Source organism: Bacillus sp. A1, assembly GCF_042296235.1.
Lineage (GTDB): Bacteria > Bacillota > Bacilli > Bacillales > Bacillaceae > Bacillus > Bacillus velezensis.
In genome coordinates this window covers 3895717-3918732 of the sequence record NZ_CP141181.1, presented here as the reverse complement: position 1 = coordinate 3918732, position 23016 = coordinate 3895717, and the positions used below count along the sequence as shown (strand labels likewise).

The 23016-nt window shown below is 43.6% G+C and carries 19 protein-coding genes; 17 read left to right on the top strand and 2 right to left on the bottom strand.

The features are described from left to right. Positions 1-90: 90 nt before the first annotated feature. Positions 91-537 (bottom strand): hut operon transcriptional regulator HutP, encoded by a 447-nt coding sequence (gene hutP, locus U2H13_RS19310; protein WP_004393292.1) that lies wholly within the window; start codon positions 535-537, stop codon positions 91-93. Between the two features lie 241 nt (positions 538-778). Between hutP and U2H13_RS19305 the strand changes: the two genes are divergently transcribed. Beyond that, a complete protein-coding gene (locus tag U2H13_RS19305) occupies positions 779-2185 on the top strand; it encodes a glycoside hydrolase family 43 protein (protein WP_222885046.1) in 1407 nt (468 codons plus the stop codon). A gap of 46 nt (positions 2186-2231) precedes the next feature. Here U2H13_RS19305 and dcm read toward each other — a convergent pair whose 3' ends face one another. Continuing rightward, entirely contained in the window at positions 2232-3209 is a 978-nt protein-coding gene (dcm, locus tag U2H13_RS19300; RefSeq protein ID WP_172587005.1) for a DNA (cytosine-5-)-methyltransferase, read from the bottom strand. Between the two features lie 125 nt (positions 3210-3334). Between dcm and U2H13_RS19295 the strand changes: the two genes are divergently transcribed. From U2H13_RS19295 to U2H13_RS19220, 16 genes are all read left to right on the top strand, one after another. Next, entirely contained in the window at positions 3335-3619 is a 285-nt protein-coding gene (locus U2H13_RS19295; protein ID WP_060562337.1) for a hypothetical protein, read from the top strand. Between the two features lie 133 nt (positions 3620-3752). After that, on the top strand, positions 3753-4964 hold the full coding sequence (locus U2H13_RS19290; protein WP_061861016.1) for a type II restriction endonuclease: 1212 nt from the start codon (positions 3753-3755) through the stop codon (positions 4962-4964). Between the two features lie 678 nt (positions 4965-5642). Then, complete coding sequence (locus U2H13_RS19285; RefSeq protein WP_095060391.1) at positions 5643-7478, top strand: beta-glucoside-specific PTS transporter subunit IIABC; 1836 nt, start codon at positions 5643-5645, stop codon at positions 7476-7478. 7 nt (positions 7479-7485) lie between these two features. Further along, on the top strand, positions 7486-8895 hold the full coding sequence (locus U2H13_RS19280; protein ID WP_121984282.1) for a glycoside hydrolase family 1 protein: 1410 nt from the start codon (positions 7486-7488) through the stop codon (positions 8893-8895). A gap of 81 nt (positions 8896-8976) precedes the next feature. Continuing rightward, on the top strand, positions 8977-9423 hold the full coding sequence (locus U2H13_RS19275; protein WP_017418568.1) for a universal stress protein: 447 nt from the start codon (positions 8977-8979) through the stop codon (positions 9421-9423). 147 nt (positions 9424-9570) lie between these two features. After that, a complete protein-coding gene (locus tag U2H13_RS19270; RefSeq protein WP_021494691.1) occupies positions 9571-10482 on the top strand; it encodes a DMT family transporter in 912 nt (303 codons plus the stop codon). A gap of 141 nt (positions 10483-10623) precedes the next feature. Beyond that, on the top strand, positions 10624-11688 hold the full coding sequence (locus tag U2H13_RS19265) for a polysaccharide lyase family 1 protein (protein ID WP_021494692.1): 1065 nt from the start codon (positions 10624-10626) through the stop codon (positions 11686-11688). A gap of 161 nt (positions 11689-11849) precedes the next feature. Then, positions 11850-18887 carry a DNRLRE domain-containing protein gene (locus tag U2H13_RS19260; protein WP_376700596.1) on the top strand — a complete coding sequence of 2346 codons (7038 nt, stop codon included), beginning with the start codon at positions 11850-11852 and terminating at the stop codon, positions 18885-18887. Positions 18888-18892: 5 nt separating this feature from the next. Further along, positions 18893-19585, top strand: coding sequence for a DUF7003 family protein (locus U2H13_RS19255; RefSeq protein WP_021494694.1), 693 nt, complete (start codon positions 18893-18895; stop codon positions 19583-19585). A gap of 103 nt (positions 19586-19688) precedes the next feature. Beyond that, entirely contained in the window at positions 19689-20363 is a 675-nt protein-coding gene (locus U2H13_RS19250) for a DUF7003 family protein (protein WP_017418572.1), read from the top strand. A gap of 104 nt (positions 20364-20467) precedes the next feature. Then, positions 20468-20869: a hypothetical protein gene (locus U2H13_RS19245; protein ID WP_017418573.1), complete on the top strand. Its 402-nt coding sequence runs from the start codon at positions 20468-20470 to the stop codon at positions 20867-20869. Between the two features lie 18 nt (positions 20870-20887). Next, entirely contained in the window at positions 20888-21220 is a 333-nt protein-coding gene (locus U2H13_RS19240) for a hypothetical protein (protein WP_017418574.1), read from the top strand. A gap of 74 nt (positions 21221-21294) precedes the next feature. Beyond that, entirely contained in the window at positions 21295-21744 is a 450-nt protein-coding gene (locus tag U2H13_RS19235; protein WP_017418575.1) for a hypothetical protein, read from the top strand. Between the two features lie 57 nt (positions 21745-21801). Continuing rightward, positions 21802-22215 carry a hypothetical protein gene (locus U2H13_RS19230; RefSeq protein ID WP_376700595.1) on the top strand — a complete coding sequence of 138 codons (414 nt, stop codon included), beginning with the start codon at positions 21802-21804 and terminating at the stop codon, positions 22213-22215. A gap of 11 nt (positions 22216-22226) precedes the next feature. Beyond that, positions 22227-22634, top strand: a complete 408-nt coding sequence (locus U2H13_RS19225; RefSeq protein WP_021494695.1) for a hypothetical protein — start codon at positions 22227-22229, stop codon at positions 22632-22634. Positions 22635-22701: 67 nt separating this feature from the next. Continuing rightward, on the top strand, positions 22702-22953 hold the full coding sequence (locus U2H13_RS19220) for a hypothetical protein (protein WP_223204390.1): 252 nt from the start codon (positions 22702-22704) through the stop codon (positions 22951-22953). The last annotated feature ends 63 nt before the right edge of the window (positions 22954-23016 follow it).

Here is a 23016-nt window from a genome sequence, read left to right as displayed (position 1 = left end):
CTTTGGTAAAGCGCCCATACAAAAAGGAGCTATGCCATGAAAATGATGTTTCACGCATAGCCCCCTATCATCTGAAATCTATGGGCTGATTCATATGTGATTAATTCCGACTCCGAATGTTTCGTGCTCAAGCCCCTTAATCGGAGCTCCGATCGTGCCGTAAAGTGAAACGGCGATCCAATCGCCTTCCGCCTCGCTTTCATACGGATTTCCCCGCAAGACGGCAAACTTCAGGCCCACGGTACGAAGCAGCGAGCCAAGCAGCATTTCGCCCCGCGTCACTCCGTGCAAAGCTTCCATTGTGGCATGATACAGCGCATGTGATTCGCGATAACCCTCAGATTGAATGACGCCGCTCTTTTTGGAAGCGGTTTCAATTGCAGCTACCACCTTATGCGCATCCATTGAACCCACCCTGCCGAGACAGACTTTCCAGCCGTCCCGTTCCAGCCGGCTGATCTGCTGGTTTTCTTCAGTCTCATGAAGCAGAAGAAGGACGGACAGTCGCCCGATGCGGCGGTCTTTGTGTAAGGTCATATATGCTTCACTCAATTCTCAAATATTCTGATAACTAGTAACTGTTTTTTATATTAAGTGTTTGCGAATCAGAAGTCAAAACTTTTTTTCCAGTCTTTCACAAATCAGATTGCTATCGAAGTAAAGCGGTACATCGTGAAGCCGGCGCTGTTGATCACATATTTCCGCCATCCGCATCATAAAATGGAGCGTTGTCTTGAAAGCGTTTTAAGAAAAGAAGAGAGCGAGGAGATTTCAGAAAATGAAAACCAGTTTCTTTCGTGTGTGCCTGGTCTCAGCAGCGGTCATCGGGTTCACTCTGCCGCAGGCAAAAGCCCAGCATCCGGTTTTTTCAGAGGTCAGCGTGCATGATCCGTCCGTCATCAAAACAGGAGATACATATTATGTATTCGGCTCGCATTTGGCTTCCGCCAAGTCGAAAAACCTGATGCAGTGGCAGCAGATATCTTCAAGCGTCAATCCCAATAATCCCCTGATCCCGAACGTCTACACCGAATTAAAAGAGACATTCGACTGGGCCCAGTCTGATACGCTGTGGGCGCCGGATGTCGCCCAGCTGGCTGACGGGAAATATTACATGTACTATAACGCCTGTAAAGGAGACTCGCCGCGATCCGCTCTCGGTGTCGCCGTGAGTGACAAAATCGAAGGGCCCTACAAAAACAAAGGCATCTTTTTGAAATCGGGCATGGAAGGAAAAAGCGAAGACGGCACGACGTATCATGCAAACGTTCACCCGAACGTCGTAGATCCGCAAACGTTTTTTGACCATAAAGGCAAGCTCTGGATGGTGTACGGCTCTTACTCCGGCGGGATTTTTATACTGGAAATGAATCCGAAAACCGGTTTCCCGCTCCCGAACCAAGGATACGGAAAAAAACTGCTCGGCGGAAATCACAGCAGAATCGAAGGCCCGTACATCAGCTACAATCCGGAAACGAAATATTACTATCTGTATCTGTCATTCGGCGGACTTGACACAGCCGGCGGTTATCATATGCGTGTGGCGCGTTCCAAAAATCCGGACGGTCCGTACTTTGACGCCGCAGGCCATAACATGCTTGATGCCAAAGGAAAAGACGGCAGTTTCTTCGATGACAAAGCAATTGAACCGTACGGGGTCAAACTCATGGGCGGCTACAGCTTCGCCTCACAATCTGAAAAAGGCACGGGCTACGTCTCACCGGGCCATAACTCCGTGTTTTACGACGGGAAAACGAAACGATCATACCTCATTTTCCACACCCGTTTCCCGAACAGAGGAGAAGAGCATGAAGTCAGAGTGCATCGGCTGTACATGAACAAAGACGGATGGCCCGTTGCAGCGCCATACCGCTATGCGGGAGAACCGGATACACACATTCCGCCGGCCGCCGCATCCGGAACCTACAAACTCATCCAGCACGGAAAAGACATCACAGCTACGATCAAAACCCCAAAAAACATCCGGCTTAACAACGACGGCACCATTTCCGGGGAAATGACTGGAACCTGGACAATAACGGACAGCAGCAAAGCCCGAATCAACCTGAACGGCACAAATTATGACGGCGTCTTCCTGAAAGAATGGGATTCGGCGAGAGAGAAAGAAGTTGTGACGTTTAGTGTGCTGAGCGGTGATGGGGAGGCTGTTTGGGGAGTGAAGTGATAATCAGAAAAACGCCCCTTTCTTTTGTGAGAAGGGCGTTTTGTCTTTAATATGCTTGATCTTTAATCGGCACAAGAGGAAGTAATTTGTTCATTTCAATAGCTTGAATCATCTTTTGAGCAATTTGTTCAACAACTGGGACAGCTACACTGTTACCAAACTGCTTATAGGCAGCCGTATCCGAGACAACTATTTTAAAATGTTCAGGAAATCCTTGGAGACGAGCGCACTCTTTGGGGGTTAATCTCCTAGGGTTTTTATTTTCTTGCTCAATAAGGATCTCACTACCATCTTTATAGTATCTCGCAGATAGAGTTCTACTCGCAGAGTTCAGATCAGCTAAACTATAACCAAAACCATTTCCTTTTTTAGTATGTTTTTCTTTGTATGATTGTAGATAACCCCAAAGTTTATCACTTAGCGTATACTTTTCATGGACATCTTTCTCCAATATAGAAGAAAGAGTCGGCCCTTCTTTGGGCATATTAGGAAATTTAAATTCAATAGGCTTTTTAAAACCGACAATGTAAATGCGCTCTCTTTTCTGAGGTACTAATCCTTTTGCATTTATAACTTCATCATAGACTGTATATCCTAGCTCATTCTCTAAAACATTCTTTATTACTTTGTATGTTTGTCCTTTATTATGGCTTTTGAGGTTTTTAACGTTTTCTAACAAGAAAGCTTGCGGTCGTTTTTCCTTCAAAATTCTAGCTATATCAAAGAATAAAGTTCCCTGAGTTTCATCAAGAAATCCATGCTCTCTCCCAAGAGATTTCTTTTTAGATACTCCAGCAATACTGAACGGTTGGCAAGGAAATCCTGCTAGCAATATATCATGATCTGGTACGTCCTTTTCATCTACTAATCGAATATCTCCCAGCGGCTTGTCCCCAAAATTTGCTTTATAAGTCTCTTGTGCTTTTAAGTCCCACTCGCAACTGAAAACACAGGTACCATACGGTTCAAAGGCTAATCGAAGGCCTCCAATACCTGCAAATAGATCAATAAAACGGTACAACATATTAACACCTCCCGAACTTTTGTTCTTATTGGTATTATATCAAATATATTTGAAATATGGTTAATATTCATGTTAAGATATTTTGATACTTTATCATAATACTTCCTGCAAAGGAGAGTAATCAAGTGGAAATTGCAATATTATATTATAGACAAAATGAGAATGAAAGTGAAGATGAGGCTATAAATAATATTAATATTCTATTAAAAAAATATATTCAAAAAAATTATAACCTTAAGGCTGTCTTTTTTGATTATATAGATTCGCGTAATGAATTCTATAATCTTTTAAATATTTCATTAGATGATGTGGATGTAATAATTTTGCCCAATGAACTAAATGATGACTTTGACAATAAGTTACTTTCAGAGTTATCAAAATCTAGAGAAATTGAAATTAAAGTTTTATAACAACGGTAGAAAGTATAAAATATATAAGTCTACGAGTTTAGGGCTATTCTCCGAAAAATTCCTCACTACATATTCTACATTTTTATATTTTTGATTGTTTACCATATTTCAATGATTTGAAGGTGGAGATTTAATGAAAAGAGGTTATTTATCACAATACTTTGAAGGTGTAGCAATTAAAAAACTGCGCGCTGTAGAAGCGGACTTTTCCAGATCTAACCAGCATGAACTTAATGGAGTTAGCATGCTCCGTAATTTACTTGGGTCTTGTAGACTAAATGATTATCCTGTTCGACTTATTTGGTTGGGGGGAGAAAGTGATATAAAAACAGTACATAGTACTGTAACTTGGTATAATTCAAGAGAGAATCAAACTCACCGATCTGCGGAATACAGACTTTATTTTAAGAAAAATGATGTTATGGATTTAGCCCATGAAGGGGATTTATTAATTGCAGCTAAGAGGCCAAACGGCGATTTCTTTATGATTGTGGTTCCATCCGGCAGTACTTTTGAAAGTCAATTGCTTTGGTTATTTGGTTTTTCAGAGGATTACAATTTGAACACATTTAAATTCCGAAATATAGAAGAAAATAATCTTCAAATAAACTTTGCTGTTCGTTTTATTCTTGAAGAATTAGGTATAGAAATTGAAGAACCAGAACCGGATTATTTGGATTCTTTTTTAGAACCATATTATAATGTAGGTTTTCCAACAACAGCAGAATTTTCAGAACTCTCGCGTCAAATTTCGAAAAATGTTTCTCCTTTAGAAGAGCCCGATAATACATTGTTGCAATGGATAGAACAAGAAGAGCGACTGTTTAAACGGTTGGAAAAGCATATTGTTTCGAAACGGTTAGACCAAGGATTCTCAGGCGATGTAGATGGTTTTATAGCCTTTTCATTAAGTGTGCAAAATCGAAGAAAGGCGCGTGTAGGATATGCTCTTGAGAATCATCTTGAGGAAATTTTTAATAAGCACAATCTAACTCTATCTCGGGGAAAAGAAACTGAAAATAAAGCAAAACCCGATTTTATTTTTCCGGAAATTCACTCCTATAGAGATCCGGAGTTCCCCAGTTCTAAACTTACGATGTTAGGTGTTAAATCTACCTGTAAAGATCGCTGGAGACAAATATTAAGTGAGGCTCAACGTATTCAGACTAAACATCTTTTTACTTTGGAACCAAGTATTAGTATAAATCAAACAAATGAAATGCAAGCAAAAAAGGTGAATTTAGTCTTACCACAAACCTTACATAATACATATAAAGAACAACAAAAAAAATTTCTAATGAATTTAAAGGATTTTATTAAGCTAGTAAAGAATCGACAAGGATAGCTTGGATAGCCGAACCATCTTTATGCTTAAGTCGATAGGTAACTCAAGGGTCAAAAAGTCTATACTAAATTCCAATATTAAAAGATATGATGCAGAAAGCAATTGGTGTTTGTGATATAGGGATTTTGCCTTATTTAAGTACCTTATTCAAAGTGACTCCATTTTTTTAAAAGCCGAAGGTGCAAAGGTGTGAATTTAAACATACTTGAATTATAAGAATGTCTACTGTCAAACTACAGTATCAGAGCAAAAGCTTGTATGAAACAATTACGACATACAAAAAGCTTTGCTCTTCTATATATAGACAGTTTGTAGAAATAGATAACAAAAGAATGGCAGTTTGATGCCATTCTTTTGTTGTGTATATATTTAATTAACTTACATCTGGCTTTGTTGGTATCCCGCTTAGTGTAATATTCCTGATGTAAGCGTTGACACCCGATAAATCCAGTGCTAAAGTATACATATCAACCCAATATCATTCACCTAGGATTGTTACTGCAAACCGCAGGCAAAACCTAAATTGCGTCAGACAGGGGAAGACCCCCCGTGTGCTGTGCAGTTTAGGTTTTTTTTATACCCTTTTTTCGGAGGTGATGCTGATTTCATAACAAAAAAGCCGGAGAAAGGCGGGCACCTTTCGTCCGGCGGTTCCCCCATTTTTAAGGAGGCAGACTCATGGACTATCATAAAATATCAAAAGAGATTTTACAACTTGTCGGCGGGGAGGAGAATGTTCAGAGTGTCATCCATTGCATGACGCGGCTTCGTTTTAATCTGTATGACAATGCGAAAGCAGATCGGAGCGGGCTGGAGCAGACGGAAGGCGTGATGGGGACAAATATCAGCGGCGGGCAATTTCAGATCATTGTCGGCAATCATGTGCCGAAGGTGTATCAGGCTTTGATGGAGAGCAGCGGGCTCAGTGATGAAAGCGCAAACAAAACTTCGAAGCAGAAGAAAAATGTGCTGAGTGCTGTGTTTGATGTGATTTCCGGCGTGTTTACACCGATTCTGCCGGCCATTGCCGGAGCCGGCATGATAAAAGGGCTTGTCGCGCTAGCGGTGACATTCGGCTGGATGTCGGAGAAGAGCCAGACTCACAGCATTCTCACGGCTGTCGGTGACGGTGCGTTTTATTTTCTGCCGCTTTTGCTTGCGGTAAGCGCGGCGAGAAAATTCAGATGTAATCCGTACGTGGCGGCCGCTGTGGCGGGTGCGATTTTGCATCCGGATTTAACGGCCCTGCTTGGAGCAGGGAAAAGCATCTCCTTTATCGGTCTTCCTGTAACCGCTGCCACGTATTCATCGACAGTTATCCCGATTTTGCTGGCGATATGGCTGATGTCCTATGTAGAGAAAGGAATTGACCGAATCACACCTTCTTCTTTGAAATTGATTGCCGTTCCGATGCTTACGCTTGTGATCGTCGTACCTGTCACCCTGATCACAGTCGGCCCGCTCGGCGCGATTCTCGGGAATTACCTGTCTGTCGGCGTCAATGATTTGTTCAATCATGCGGGCATTGCCGCGATGATTCTGCTTGCCGGCACATTTTCGCTCATCATTATGACGGGTATGCATTATGCGCTTGTGCCGATCATGATCAATAACATCGCCCAAAACGGACATGATTACATTCTGCCTGCGATGTTTTTGGCAAATATGGGGCAGGCCGGCGCGTCATTTGCGGTTTTCTTAAAATCCAAAAACAAAACCTTCAAATCGCTGGCGTTTACGACGGGCATTACGGCATTGATGGGCATTACCGAACCCGCGATGTACGGCGTTAACATGAGATTGAAAAAACCGTTCGCGGCAGCATTAATCGGCGGCGCGGCAGGCGGAGCTTTTTACGGTATAACGGGTGTCGCTTCCTACATTGTCGGCGGAAACGCCGGTCTGCCGAGCATTCCGGTCTTTATCGGGCCGACATTTCTATACGCGCTGATCGGGCTTTTTATCTCGTTTGCGGCCGGTATTGCGGCGGCACTGCTGATCGGGTTCGAGGATGTGCAGTCCGAACGGGACAAAGCGTCTGAAGCGCCGGGGGTGACGGCAGGCGGAGAAATCATTCACAGCCCGATTAAAGGTGAAGTGAAAGCGTTAAGCGAAGTGAACGATAGCGTCTTTTCCGGTGGAATGATGGGAAAAGGTTTTGCGATTCTGCCTGAAGAGGGCGCGGCGGTTTCTCCTGTAGAAGGGAGGGTGACAGCCGTATTTAAAACAAAGCACGCCATCGGCATTACGAGCGCCCGGGGAGCCGAGGTTCTCATTCATATCGGGCTTGATACCGTCCGGCTGGATGGCAGGCATTTTGAGGTGCACGTCAAAGAAGGCGATGCCGTCGCACCGGGAGATCTGCTGATTACTTTTGAAATCGACGAGATAAAGGCTGCCGGTTTTGACGTGATCACGCCGGTCATCATTACGAATACGGATCAATATTCATTTACAGACGTGAAAAAAAGCGGAATGGTCAAACCGAACGAAGCGCTTCTGGCGTTATCCTGAAAAAGAGGTGGAGAAAAACATGAAGAGATTTCCGGAAGGTTTTTTATGGGGCGGCGCAACGGCTGCCAATCAGATTGAAGGAGCTTATAAAGAAGGAGGCAAAGGACTTTCTACGGCGGATGTCTCCCCGGACGGCATTATGTCTCCGTTTCATGAGACAGACGATGCGCTGAATCTGTATCACGACGCGATTGATTTTTATCACCGCTATCAAGAGGATATCGCCCTGTTTGCGGAGATGGGTTTTAAAGCGTTCCGCACCTCCATTGCGTGGACGAGAATCTTTCCGAACGGTGATGAAACAGAACCGAACGAAGAAGGGCTGCAATTTTACGATCGTTTGTTTGACGAATTGAGAAAACATCAGATCGAACCGGTCGTCACGATTTCTCACTATGAGATGCCGCTCGGTCTTGTGAAAAACTACGGCGGCTGGAGAAACCGCCGGACGGTCGATTTCTATGAGCGGTACGCCCGCACGGTTTTCACCCGTTATAAAGACAAGGTGAAATATTGGATGACCTTCAATGAAATCAACGTCGTTCTTCACGCTCCGTTTACAGGCGGCGGTCTTATATTCCGGGAAGGCGAAAATAAACAAAACACGATGTACCAAGCGGCTCACCATCAATTTGTGGCGAGCGCACTGGCGGTAAAAGCCGGCCATGAGATCATCCCGGATTCCCAGATCGGCTGCATGATCGCCGCGACGACGACGTATCCGATGACGCCGAAGCCGGAGGATGTATATGCGGCTTTGCAAAAAGAGCGGAGCACGCTGTTCTTTTCTGATGTACAGGCGAGGGGCAGCTATCCGGGCTACATGAAACGCTTCTTTAAAGAAAACGGAATTACGATCGAGATGAAGGAAGGAGACGAGGCGCTCCTGAAAGAACATACGGTGGATTACATCGGCTTCAGCTACTACATGTCGATGACGGCCAGCACGGCGCCTGAGGATCTGGCGCAATCTAAGGGAAATCTTCTCGGCGGCGTGAAAAACCCGTACCTGAAATCTTCCGAATGGGGCTGGCAGATTGATCCGAAGGGCTTGCGCATCACCTTAAACACGCTGTACGACCGTTATCAGAAACCGCTCTTTATCGTCGAAAACGGACTTGGCGCGGTTGATCAGCCGGAGGAGGACGGAACCATTCAGGATGATTATCGCATCAATTATCTGCGTGATCATTTAATAGAGGCAAGAGAGGCGATTGAAGACGGCGTCGACCTGATCGGCTACACGTCGTGGGGGCCGATTGACCTCGTCAGCGCCTCAACGGCAGAAATGAAAAAACGCTACGGCTATATCTATGTCGACCGCGGCAATGACGGAAAAGGCACGTTTGAAAGGAAGAAAAAGAAAAGTTTTTATTGGTATAAAGACGTCATCGCCACAAACGGAGAAAGTCTGTAAGCGCAATGTTCCGGAGCAAGCCGGCAAAATTGACATTCAGCAAAGAGAGGAGGACAATAAAAGCAGAAAGGCGGGATTCATATGTTTAAAAAAATTCTTGCAGCAGTAGACGGTTCAGACATGAGCAGCAAAGCTTTGGACGCAGCGATCCATCTGGCGAAAGAACAGCAGGCTGAACTCACCATTCTCTATGCGGGACGTGAAGCCGTTGTCTCCACATCAGCCTTAACAGGGATTGTCTATGTTCCGGAAAACTTCATTGAAGACATCAAACATGAAGTCGAGCAAAAAGGAGCGGCCATTCTGGAAGATGCCAAGCAGAAAGCGGCAGAAAGCGGAGTAAACGCGGAAAGCCTGTACGTCCAAGGCGAACCTGCGCATCAAATTTTAAACATAGCGAAAGAACAGCATTTCAATCTGATTGTCGTCGGAAGCCGCGGAATCAGCGGATTTAAAGAAATGATGCTCGGAAGCGTGAGCCATAAGGTCTCACAATTGTCTCCTTGTCCTGTACTGATCGTTCATTAAACGGAAGACCCTGCTGATGCGGGGTTTTTTTAATGAGAAGAGACCGCCGGCTTTCGAAAAATAGGATGAAATCTTCCTCTGAATCAAGTAAAATGGCTGTTAGTATTTGTCTGAATAAACAGTCAATGATATGGGGGAAGCAAAACAATGCAAGCTGAACAAACATCAAATGCCGTCATCAAAATGGTCATTTCCATGGTCATTTTCGGATCAATCGGCTTTTTCTCGGAACATACGAATGTTCCTTCAATTGAACTGGTCTTTGTGAGATGTCTGTGCGCCTCATTGTTTCTGGGCGTTTGCTGGTTTGGTTCCGGACGGTACCGCACCGAACAATGGAACCGGCGTGAGGTGCTGCAGACACTGGCCTGCGGATTTTTTCTCGTGCTGAACTGGGTGTTTTTATTTAAATCATTTGAGGAGACATCAGTGACGATAGCGATTTCCGTTTATCATCTGGCTCCGGTTCTCGTCCTTCTTCTAGGGAGCCTTATATACCGGGAGAAACTGCATATTGTGTCCGTCACTTCCATCGTGATTTGTTTTCTGGGCACCGCCCTGATTTCCGGCATCAACGGAAGTACATCATTTTCTCAGCTGATGGGATCGGGTATTATTTGGGCCGTGCTGGCCGCCCTTTTTTATGCTTTTACGACACTGGCCGGGAAAGGCATCAACAGCCTCAGCCCATATGCGGTCACCTGTTTGCAGACCGGATTGGGCGTTATCATTCTTCTTCCGTTCGTCCGTTTCGGCGCTTTTTCTGATTTGTCGCATGTGAACTGGATCATGATTGTGTCGACCGGTATCATTCATACGGGAATTGTGTATTTGCTCTTTTTTGACAGCTTGCGGTTTTTATCCACCCGGTTTATTTCAATCATCGTATTTCTTGATCCGGCGGTGGCGATTGTGCTTGACACCGTATTTACGGGATTTCGCCCCGACCTTTATCAATCTTTGGGGATTGTGTTGATTTTTGCGGGAATGGCGCTGTCCCTGATTCGAAAGCAAAAAGCCGTGCCGGCGGAAACTCAGGCAGACAGCACCCGTATATAGGCGGCCGTACCGGCTGCTTTTTTTATTTTGGGGCTATTCAGCCATAACGAAAAAGCAGACAAACAGATCATGGAAAAAGAGGATAGTAATTGTATAATACTTCTTGTGTTTGCAATTTAAGAGATTAAAGGAGTGAAGGGCATGATAAAGAAGACGTGTCATCTCGCTTTCTTGGCTGCACTCGGCTTTGCGCTTTGTCTGGTCATCGTATGTTCCGCATCAAAGCAGGCAGAAGCGGCAGCGGCTTATCCGGATGTGATGCAGGGACTTACCGGATTCGCGGGAAATGCGAAGGATCATAACGGAAAAGCAAAATCCGCCGTATCGGGAGGTCAGGGCGGCCCCGTCGTCTACGTCAGCAATCTCAATGATCTGAAAAACAATGCGGGCGGAACGGATCGCAAAACCATCGTCATCACAAGTGATATTTCTTCCCCGGGTAAAGCCGTTGTGACAGTCGGCGCCAATAAAACCATCGTCGGCTCTTATACCAGCCACAGGCTGACCAACATCTATCTGACCACCGGCTCCGGCTCAAACAATGTGATTTTCAAAAATCTCATTATCAGCCATAGTGCCGCCATTACAGGCAACAATGACATTCCGATTTACATAGCGAACGGACAGAATTACTGGATTGACCACGTGTGGTTTGAAGGACACAGCTACAATCCGAACAGCCGCAGCGATTTGGGAAAGCTTCTGTATGTCGGCGCCAAAGCGGATTTTGTGACGCTGTCTAACTCTAAATTCACAGACCATCTGTACGGCCTGATTCTCGGTTATCCGAATGATGATAACGAAGGACGCAATTATATCGGCTATCCGCATATGACGATCACCAACAACTATTTTAATAACGTCTATGTGCGTTCACCGGGCCTGATGAGATACGGCTATTTTCACGCGAAAAACAACTATGTAACCAATTTCAATTTAGGATTCACCATTCATACAAACGCGACTGTCTTCTCAGAAGCCAACTATTTCGGCAACGGAAATGAAAAAGGCGGAATGATAGACGACTACGGGACGGCCCAATTCACCGACACCGGTTCATTCCCGTCGCTCAAAGCCCCGAAATCACCGCGCACCGGCTGGAATCCGAGATCAAATTACAGCTACGGCACGCTTTCAGCCCAGGACGCCAAAAACTTCGCCCAATCCTACGCGGGAGCGCAAAATACAAATCTCCGCTATCCATAATACGAAAAACCGCCGGCAGCCGGCGGTTTTGTTATATGAATAAAAGGTTCAAAATTCCTATAATCCTTAAAATAACCTTAAATACCTAGGAAAATATTGATAAACAATTTCAATAATATTACTATTGTTAAGCCTATATTACAAAAGAAGGAGGAGAACCTATGAAAATAGGAAAAAAGAACAAGTGGAAAAAATGGCTGGCCGGCACTCTTGCGGCAACGCTTATGATTTCCATTGCGCCTGCCGATGTATTTGCGGCAGAAACGCGTGATAAACAAGATCAAGCGAAAACTGCCGACATTCCGGCAGCAGACCCGGAAAAAGATCTTCCGGCGGAAAAAGCATCTGAGCAGATGCCTTTTGATCAAAAAGATATCAATCAAGACGGTGAGATCACGTCTGAAAGAACTGAGAATTCAAAGCTTTACTATGAAGGCGAGGGTGTGTACAAACAGGAAATCTACACAGACCCCATTCATACGAAAGAAACCGCCAATGCGGACTGGGAAGACATTTCTCCTGAATTGAAAACCGGCTCAAAGGAAGTCGGAACGGAAAATACAGTGCTGAACTCCGATTTTCTGAAGCAAATGAAAAACGGATTATACGCTACATTTGAACACGATGATCATAAGCTCACATACTCATTAACCGGCGCAAAAGGCCCCGATCAGGCTGCAATTACTCCGACAGATGCCTCAGCAAAAGTAAGGGAAGACAGCAACGAGCTTACGTATCAGCAAGTGTTTCCTGCAATTGATTTACAAACCTACACATTTAACGAAAACATAAAAGAAGACCTTGTGCTTCACAAATATGAAGGCTACAATTCCTTCACCTTTCAAATCAAAACCGACCTGCAGGCTAAAGAACAGGAAGACGGCTCGATCGCGTTTTCTGATGATAAAGACAATGTCGTCTACACCGTGCCGAAGCCCTTTATGACCGACTCAGATCTCGACGAAAAGTCAGGTGAAGTCAACAGGTCAGAAGATGTCAGCTTCAAACTTGAAAAAAACAGCGAAGGCTACTTGCTCCATGTAACGGCCGATGAAAAATGGCTGAAAGATCCCAAGCGGGTTTATCCGGTATCTATTGACCCTTCAACATCAGTATCTGTGTCATCCGATACCTTTGTCATGAGCGCGTACCCGACGACAAACTACTCTGCCGCATCGCAGAAATGGGATGCCGGATTGAAAGCGTACGTGCTGAAAACTGGATATTATGACGGCACAACCGGAACGAACTACACTTTTATGAAGTTTGATAATCTAAAGCCGATCAAAAACATGACGGTGACGAAAGCGACGCTCAAAGCATACACAGCCCACTCCTATTACGGATCAAAGGCGACGGGGCTTTGGCTCGACACCGTTAACAGCAATTACGACAATGCCAAGATTACGTGGAAGAACAAGCCGGGCTCCAAAAACATCGGCAAAGCAGAGGTCTATAAAGGCCAATGGGCAAGCTTCGATGTCACCTCCGCAGTCAAGTCGTGGAACAGCGGCGGCGCCAATTACGGCTTTAAGCTTCACGCAAACGGCAACGGAAAAGAATATTGGAAGAAGCTGATGTCATCAGCAAACTCTGCTAAAAAACCATACATTGAAGTGACATACACGATTCCGAAGGCGGACACGCCGTCTGTCAAAGCGTATCATAACGGAGATTCGACAGGATTTTTCAATATCAGCTGGAAAAAAGCTGAAGGCGCCAAAAGCTATAAAGTGTGGCTTTATAACGGGAAAGAATATCAAGCCATTCCGGTCGGCAATGCAACCTCTTGGAGCACAAGAGGGAAAAAGATCTGGCCGACAAAAGCGGAAATCGACTCCGGCAAATATAAGCTGCATACAGACGGAAAAGGCGGAAGTGAATTAGCGCTTAATCCTTCGCCGGTCTATAAAAACTCCGGCGGCAGCTATCCGGCAAGTAAAAATTACTGGGTCGCGGTCAGCGCGGTGTTTGACCAGGGAGAAGGCGCCATGTCTGCGGCCGCCAAGCCCGTCATTCCGAATATTGGCAGAGTTCAGAAACCAAGTACGAAAGGCTTTAATAACAACAACGCCACAGGCTGGTTTGATCTTTCCTGGAAAGCCGTATCAGGCGCAGCCGGGTATAAAATGCAAGTCTTTAACGGCAAAAGCTTTGAAACGCTTGACCTCGGAAATAAAACATCCTGGTCCACAAAAGACCAAAATATCTGGCCGACAAAGGCGGAAATCAGCGCCGGAAAATATGCGCTTCACCTAAAAGACAAAAAAGGCGCGGAATTGCCAATCAACCCGGGCTCTGTTTATAAAAACGCCGGCGGAGATGCGAACCGGAAAACCTACGGATTTAAAGTCATTGCCTATAACAAAGACGGAGAAGCGATCGCCTCACCGGAAGCGAGTCCGACGCTGCCTGATATCGCAAAGCCGAAAAACCTGACAGGCTATGTCTATACGAACACGAAATCGAGCCAAACGGGTTATGTCAATCTCATATGGGATAAGGTCAAAAACGCGAAAGGCTACAAAATCAACATCTACAACGGAAAAGACTATCAATCATTCGATATCGGTGATACCGATCATTGGACGACCCAAAACAAACACATCTGGCCTTCAGCCGATGAAGTGAAAGCGGGAAGATTCCAGCTTCACACGGACGGAAAGGGCGGCGAACTGGCGCTTGACCCTTCACCTGTTTACGAAAACGCAAACGGCAATTACAAAGGGAAGAAGAACTATTCCTTTACGCTGACCGCCTATGACGCAAACGGTGACAGCATACCGACGGCACCTTTTAACCCTGTTTTCCATGAAGGGGCGGAATTCCTCGGAACGGAAGAATTCTGGTCTATTATCGACATTCCGGACGGACAGCTGAATGGCGCAACGGGAAATGTCATCGTCAATGAAGAAGATATGTCAATCGACGGACGCGGACCGGGGCTCGGACTCTCCCGGACCTTCAACAGCCTTGACAGCTCTGACCATATGTTCGGCCAAGGCTGGTATGCCGATGCGGAAACGTCGATTCTTTCTGAAGACGGCAGAGCCGTTTATATTGATGAGGACGCGACAACACATGTCTTCACGAAAAAATCTGACGGCACGTATCAGCCGCCGACGGGCGTTTATCTCGAACTGACGGAAACAAGCGATCAATTTGTATTAAAAACAAAAGATCAGACGAACGCTTATTTCAGCAAAAAAGGCGGAAAGCTCCAAAAAATCGTTGACGGACACAACAACACAACCGTATACGAGTATAACGACAGCAATCAGCTGACCGCCATAACAGACGCATCAGGGCGCAAGCTGACATTTACCTATGATGAAAACGGCCATGTCACATCTCTTACAGGGCCGAAAAACAAAAAGATTTCGTATTCATATGACAAAGACCTTCTCAAAAAGGTGACGGATACTGACGGCAGCGTCACAAGCTACGACTATGATGCCGAAGGGCGCCTCGTCAAGCAGTATTCCGCAAACAGCACGCCTGACAAACCGCTGTTCACTGAATACCAATATAGCGGCCACCGCCTGACCAAAGCCGTCAATGCGAAAAAAGAAACGTACGACTACAGCTATGACGCGGACAAAAAAACGCTGCTCATGACGCAGCCGAACGGCCGCAAAGTGCAGTACGGCTATAATGAGGCGGGCAACCCGATTCAGATGATCGATGATGCCGAAGGGCTGAAAATCACGACCAACACTGTATACGAAGGCAACAACGTCATTCAGGACACCGATCCGAACGACGCGGATGCGGGCAAAGCGACAGAAAGCTATCAATATGATAAAGACGGCAACGTCACAGCCGTAAAAGACAACTACGGCACCGAAACGTATCAGTACAACAAAAACAATGACGTAACGAAAATGAAGGACACCGAGGGGAACGTCACTGATATTGCGTACGACGGACTTGATGCCGTTTCTGAGACGGATCAAAGCGGAAAATCCTCATCCGCCGCCGTGTATGACAAGTATGGAAATCTCATTCAATCAAGCAAAGAGCTGGCAGCTTCGGCAAGCCTGCTGAAAGACGGCAGCTTTGAAGGAACAAAGCTGGGCTGGAATCTCACCGCTACGAGAGACAGCGGAAGTATTGCATCTGTAAAAGCAAGAAGCGGCGCGCTGTCCGGACAAAAAGCACTGGAGATCTCCTCACAATCCGCTTCAGCCGGAACAGAGCACGGCCATGCGTCCGCAACGCAGGAAGTGCAGCTTGAGCCGAATACGACGTATACACTCAGCGGCCAGATCAAAACGGATCTGACAAAGGCAAGAGCGTATTTCAACATTGATCTGCGTGACAAAGACCAAAAACGCATTCAATGGATTCACAATGAATCAGGCGCATTAGCCGGAAAGAATGACTGGACGAAACGGCAGATCACCTTTACAACACCGGCCAATGCAGGAAAAGCCATCGTCTATATGGAAGTGGACCATAACGACAAGGACGGCAAAGGAAAAGCGTGGTTTGATCAGGTTCAGCTGGAAAAAGGCGAAGTCTCTTCAAGCTATAACCCGGTGCAAAACAGCAGTTTCACGGCTAAAGCAGACGGCTGGAGCACAAGCGGAGCCGCCGCTGACCTTGATGAAGGCTTCGATGATGACAGCTCATTAAAAGCGTCCCGCACAAATGCATCACAAGCCAATGCGGCCGCAAAACAAACCGTCACATTAGGCCAAAGCGCGGACGATAAGCCGGTATATATCACGCTGACAGGAATGTCCAAGGCTGACGGTGTAAAATTAACGAACGACAATGATTACGCTTTTCAGGCCGGCGTCACTTATGCGGACGGAACGACGGGCGTCTACACCGCCAAATTCCCGCAGGGGACCCAAGAATGGAACCGGGCAGCGGCAGTCATTCCGAAAACAAAGCCGATCAATAAAATCGAAATCAGCATTCTGTTCCAAAAAAGCGCCACAGGAACGGCGTGGTTTGATGATATCCGTTTAATCGAAGGAAGCATCCTGACGAAAAACACCTATGACGAAAAAGGAAACTACGTCACAAAAGAAGAAGACGAACTAGGTTATGCAAGCACTGCTTCATATGACGAGACTGGCAAGAAAACATCTGAAACCGACGCGAAAGGCGAAACAACCGCCTACGAATACGATCAGGCCGACCAGCTGACAAAGCTGACCCTGTCAAACGGCACATCCATCCTTCACAGCTATGACAAGGAAGGAAATGAGCTGACAAAAACGATTCGGGCCGGCACGGACCAGACCTATCAATATGAATATGACGTCATGGGCAAGCTCGTCAAAACAACCGACCCGCTCGGCAATGTACTGAAGAGTGAATATGACGCCAACAGTAACTTGACGAAAACCGTTTCCGCCAACGGCAATGAAGTGTCGCTGACCTATGACGGCACCGATCGGGTTAAGTCAAAAGCGTATAACGGCACTGAAAAATATAACTTTACCTATGACAAAAACGGCAATGAAACGTCTGTCACAAACAAAGAACAAAATACAACGAAAAAACGCACCTTTGACAACAAAAACCGCCTGACCGAATTAACCGACCGCGGCGGCAGCCAAAGCTGGACGTATCCGGCTGATTCGGATAAGCTGAAAACTTTCTCATGGAGCCACGGCGGCCAAAAAGGAACAAACAGCTTTACGTACAACAAACTTGATCAAATGATTGAAATGAAAGACGGCACTTCAGCCTATACATTTGATTATGATGAAAACGGCAATGTCCAGACATTCATCAGCGGCAATGAAGTCGGCACGAGCTTCTCGTATGATGAGCGGAATCTCGTCAGTTCTCTTCATATCGGAGCCAAAAACGGCGGCAGCATCTTCCGGGAAAGCTATGAATACGACGCCAACGGCAACCGCACGGTCATCGACAGCTCAGCCGGCGGAAAGGTGCAGTACGAATACGGCAAGCTCAACCAGCTCGTCAAAGAAACTCATGAAGACGGCACCGTCATTCAATATACGTACGACGGCTTCGGCAACCGGACAAATGTTACCACCACAAAGGACGGCGCAAGCAAATCAGTCAACGCATCCTTCAACATCATGAACCAGCTGACGAAGGTGAATGACGAAGACCTGTCCTACGATAAAAACGGCAACCGCACATCCGACGGCAAATACACATATACGTGGGACGCGGAAGACAACCTGAACGCCGTCACGAAAAAAGGCGAAGACAAGCCGTTCGCAACATACAAATACGATGAAAAAGGAAACAGAATCCAAAAAACCGTCAACGGAAACGTCACGAACTACTTCTACGACGGAGACAGCTTGAATGTCCTGTATGAAACAGACGCAGACAACAACGTCACAAAATCATACACGTACGGTGACAGCGGCCAGCTGTTATCCTATACAGAGAACGGCAAGAAATATTTCTATCACTACAACGCACACGGTGACGTCACCGCCATCTCAGACAGCACCGGAAAAACCGTTGCCAAATATCAGTACGATGCGTGGGGAAATCCGACAAAAACCGAAGCAAGCGACGAAGTAAAAGACAACCGCTACCGCTACGCAGGCTACCAATACGACGAAGAAACCGGCCTGTACTATCTCATGGCCCGCTACTACGAGCCAAGAAACGGCGTATTCTTATCACTAGACCCAGACCCGGGAAGTGACGGCGATTCTTTAGATCAGAATGGATATGCATACGGAAACAACAACCCGGTCATGAATGTCGATCCGGACGGGCATTGGGTGTGGCTTGTGGTAAATGCCGGATTTGCAGCCTATGATGGATATAAGGCATATAAATCAGGTAAAGGATGGAGAGGTGCAGCCTGGGCAGCGGCTTCGAACTTTGGGCCCGGGAAAGTGTTTAAAGGTGCTAAGAAGGCTTTAGGATTTGCGAAGGCCGCCAAGAAGTATTTAAAACCTGGTAAATACGCTAGAAGGTCAATTCCTGCAAGAAGTACAAGTAGCAGGTTAAATAAAAAGGAAAGAAGAGTATTAAACAAAATTGGGAATAAATATGGCTGTCATACTTGTGGTAGAAGGCACCCTGGAACTAAAAGCAGAAATTGGATTGCAGATCACCAACCAGTATCAAAATTAAGGAAGAAAGGCCAGCGACAAAGGCTATATCCTCATTGTCAAACTTGTTCACGAAAACAAGGAGGATATACTAGTGCTATTCTAAGAAAAAGACATCAACGGAGGTGAGGCTGTTGGGTGGAAAAAAAGAAGCCATTCTCGCATTGCTTAACGATTCATTCAATAAGGAAGAGTTTCCGTTTCTTGATAATGAGAATTTTGACTTCGCAAAAGGGAAGCTTTCGATTTTTATTGAAAGAGATAACTGGCTTTTAACGTTTCAGCTGTTTGGATTGTCGAGATTGGGACCAGCTATTGATTTTTATGCGGTAGGTAATCAATTAACAAATAATGAAGTAAGTTTTTTAGATGATGAACCGTTTTTATTTGCAGATGAAAAAGGAAATTTTCTGGAATTGGAAGATGTAGAATCGGGTTTTACAAGTAAACAAATCAATGTGTCTCTTAGAGAGAAAACATTTCAATTTTTTATTGAGCAGGAAATAAAAGATAAGATTTCCCCAAAGAATGAATGGATTACATGTTTGAGGCATATGACCAAAAATAGATTATTTCTTGACACACTTTGGCTGACGAAACAAGAACAACTGGAAATAGCGGGTCTCTCTTCGGAGTATGAACAATTGTATTCAACAGAATTATGGATGCATCCAGAAGGAGAAAAAGATTTGCCTAGTTTGTCTCCTTTCTTTCAATCAATTGCCGAAGCAATTTCCCGTCAAGAGATAGCATATATTCAAAAACATGCTGATGGTAACACAGAGTGGCCAAAATGGGCACACACAGATTCTGTTCAATACTTTTGAAGATATTATAGACATGCAGTAATTGGAAATAATCCGTTATATATTAAATAAATTATTATGTGGAAGATAAAATATAAAAATAATTTAATAAGGAGAATGAATTTTGATTAAAAGTAAAGAAATTCTTAGCCTATTAGATGATGAATTTAGTGAATTAAACCGACCAATTTTTGAATGGCGTGAATCTAATTATGTTGGGAGTAAATGTACCTTATTAAGATTAAATGATGACAATTGGTTACTGGCAATTCATTGCTTCGAAGTAGATTCTAAAGGACCTTTTCTGGCTATTCATACCTATAGTAACTGTTTTTCAGACAACTACAAATCGATAATAATTGATGACTTCGCCTTAAAGACTGAAGCAGGTGAGAAAATAACATATCGTGAAAGTGATTTTCAACAATTAAGCGAAGTAGTGGAAATTGAAATTAAAGAGTCTCGTTATTGCGTAAATATTCACCAAAGAAATGAATTCCAAAAGAGTACAAAAGAAAGGGCTTGGAAAACTTATTTCAGGAATTTGTTTGAGGATGCTTCTTTTAGAGAGGCGCTTTGGATAAAGCCAAACAAACTATTAAATATACTGGATCTAAAAAGCGAAGCAGAAGGAGTGTTCGAAACAGAGGATTGGGAATATCCTGATTACCTAACAGATCCAAGCCAATTAATTTCTTTTCAATCATTTGCGCAATATCTTGAAAAAGGCGCAGGTTCAGTTGATCTAGGTGAAGTAAATAACAACTGGAGGGAGTGGGAGGATTACGATATAGAGTGAGTTGATGAAGGAACCCTTTTTTAACCTCTGCGCTTACAGAATTCAAACACGATATTATTCAGGATATGAGCGGTATGAAATAGAAAAGAAAGAAGGCCGTTCTATTGGGTTATTGGGAAGAAGAATATAAAAACAAGAAAGTGTTATTGAGTGATGAAGGCTTAGATATATGTTTTGATGCGGTAGAAAAATTTTGTGAACGATATAAGAGGGATCTGGATAGAGAACCGATATTAGAAGAATTCTTAGCAACTTTAGTTACCGTTATGAATACAAATGGAGATTCTTCTTTCACGGAGTTAGTTGATAAGCGAATAGTAGAAATAAAGGCAACGACCAGGAAAGCGAAATCAATAGCTAAAGTAGTACCGGGAGCTGTTATTAAATACCTTTGGATAAGATCGGGAAGTATACTTATGCTTGGGTTATTGAAGGTGATCTATCAAAAAATAAAGACGATGACATTCTTATTCAGTACTATAATATTTTTACTGAAAATACTCTGAGAAGAAGTTATTCGTCTAATGAAAGAAGAAAATAAGAAAATATTTGCGGCAAATACCGGGTATACAGGTTTTCTTCAAGGGGATTGGACAGTAATATCCAAGATGCCTCAAGAGATAATAGAGAAAAACAGTAATTCTCAACTAAAATTTGTTTTATATGAAGACGGTAAATATCTCATAAGTGAAGGCGATTCATTTGCATCAGAAGATGAATTAGCAGAGGCAGATGAGAAAACAGGCAAGAACATCACTAACCCATTGGGTATATTTGGACATTCATCTGTAGAATCTATTCTTTATAAATATTTTGAAGGGATGACAATGGAGGAAATCATAAAGTATGAATTGTAAAAGACAGATTTCTTACATTCGCTTGTACAGATACTGACAGTAGTAAATGTTCTGAGTTCTGAACGAGGTGTAATATGAAAAAAATCAACCTGAATTCTATTACACAGAAAGAGATCTTACAAATAGAAAAACAATTTGAACGAATAGCATTAAATAAAATAAGAAACAATCAAGAAAAGTTTAGAAAAATGGGTTTGAAAATTGAAGCTGCTTTTGGAAGAGTCGGACACGAAAAAGAAATAGGAAAAGAAGTACGGCCCTCAGATTGTTTTGAGAGTACCTATAATTCATTGATATTTTTTTCTGCAGCTTATTTGGACGGCACCGACTTTCACGATAATGAAGACGGCTATTGTGTAGACCACTTAGATATATGGGTTTGTGAAAAAAAGTTGTTTTCAGGTAAAGCTGGATATTTATCAGATCTAGAAAGTGATGAAGAAATCGCAAAAGAAATTCAAAACAAGATAAATGAATTGTACTTAGAAGCGGCAGAAATGATTGAAATGTTAAATGAATCCTAGTCTATTAATGTAAGAGAGGTTCTCAGCCTCTCTTTTCACCCAAAACGAGGAGGCAGCATGGCTAAAATTAGAGATGATTGTCTGGAACTTGACATAACACCGAGAAGGTATCAAGAGGCGGAGGATGATCCTTTTATCTCAACAATGTTTGAACTGTTAGAACATAATAAAGTAATCGCTCGCGATTACTCCGCCGCTTTATTAGAAAGTGAATATAAAATGCTGATATCAGGGATTGAAGCATTATTAGCAGGGAATCAAGATAGGATACGTTTAGAAACAATTGAACCATTTTTTATTTTGAGTATTGATAAAGAAAACGAATATTACAGATTTATAATTAGATTTGTGGAAAATCATTCAAATACAACTTTCTATAAATTGAACTGTAATGAAGAAAAGCTAGAATTTTTCCTGAAGACTTTAAAATCAGATCTCAAAGACACAAAAAATCCTCCAAAACGTCCTTAGGGAGATAAACAATGTACAAAACAATAATTGATTGGGTTGATTATATAGATGAGGGGTGCGCTGTCCTTCATTTTGATTTTAATGTGTTTAAAAAAGAACTTTCACTTGATATTAAGGTTTTTGAAAAAGAAAGTGAATATACACATAAAATATTATTTCAAAATGTAGCATCTGTTTATTTTAGCGCAGATATTGGCGATATGAGATTAGAAAAAATAGATCCCGAAGAATACAATTGGCAAGTATTTGAGATGAGTTATCATCCGGAAGGAATCGGAAATCTATCAAATTCTGTAATTCCGGAGTATCAATCAAATGCTAACTTTCTCATTGACATGAACAGAATGCTAATTGCTATAGAAGCTGAAACCGTTCGCTTTGACGACCAATCATTTTATACGTATCGTTCGAAGTCATAAATAAACAAATAAGAGAGGTTCTCAGCCTCTCTTTTCTTACATAACAAAAACCGTTCTCGGAGGTAATATGAGCAGTCCTTTACATTTACAAAAAGAATCATTGGGGGCTATAGGGAATCTGGATGTGATTAATCTACTGAAATACAACTCAATATATTCGTGTGATCTAGTGAGTAAAGATACTTTTTCTCAATTAATGAATGACTTACAATTCGAAACAGCTCTTATAGAAGTAATGGCATCCCCTTCTTTTACTGAAGAATGGAAGAAGAGGGTTGAAAAGAAAATAATAAATATGATTCTGTATCGAAAAAGCTAATTCATATTGAATGTGTCCTGACCAAAGAAGAATTGATGGCAGATCACTTATTGGATGAATTAT